Source organism: Vibrio sp. D173a, assembly GCF_030248475.1.
The window spans coordinates 1-790 of the sequence record NZ_JAHGAH010001208.1; the positions used below are offsets into that span (position 1 = coordinate 1).

A 790-nucleotide genomic window follows, 5' to 3' on the forward strand; every position below is an offset into this window, starting at 1 on the left:
CCTAGCGGAAGCCATTTGAGAACATTGTCCGCTTATACACACCTAAGGGTTATGGCATTTTTATGTGTCGTTTACACGATTTCATGCCGCGAACGTGTCAATCACGGTGCTCTTTATGCAGTGTATCGGGTAGCTGATTGATATGCCAATGCTGGCAACCCCAAGCTAAAATCTCGCTCAAAGAACCTTGCTCAATGTCTTGAGGTAAAGTGAAACCGAGAAAGTGCATTGCACTCAGCAGAGCCGGTTTTGGGTTGTCTAGGTCAATCCCTTTCGCGTGATTCTGTTTTGAGAGTTTGTTGCCTGTCGCATCGGTTGCTAAAGGCAGGGGTAGATAACTCACTTGTGGCTGATTCAGGGCCTTATACAGACTGATTTGGCGTCCTGTCGGCTCAATCAGGTCTGCGCCTCTCACGACTTCTGTAACGCCTTGAGCGATATCATCTAAAACGACTGCAAGGTTATACGCAAACAGGCCGTCACGACGCTTAATGATAAAGTCTTCTTTGGCGAGATCTGCAGGAATGCTCATGGTGCCATGACGAATATCATCAAATGACTCGATTGGGTGGTTCATTACTAAACGCACCGCACGCTGCCCATTGTCATCAAGACCAGCATCACGACAGTGACCATTGTAAAAGCCACCGAGGGCCTTGATCTGTTTGCGAGTACATTCGCAGTAGTAGGCTTGCTGTTCGGTGAGCCATTGCTCGATCTGAGCTTGGTAGATTGGGTGTCGATGGCTCTGATAAATCACCTCGCCATCCCAATGCAGCTGATACGTCTC

1 protein-coding gene is annotated in these 790 nt (G+C 48.4%); it reads right to left on the reverse strand.

Annotated elements, in window-relative coordinates; all coding sequences use genetic code 11:
* Positions 1–97: 97 nt before the first annotated feature.
* Positions 98–790: tRNA glutamyl-Q(34) synthetase GluQRS (gene gluQRS / locus KIV40_RS32335; RefSeq protein WP_285353444.1), on the reverse strand; the 693-nt coding region annotated here is incomplete at its 5' end.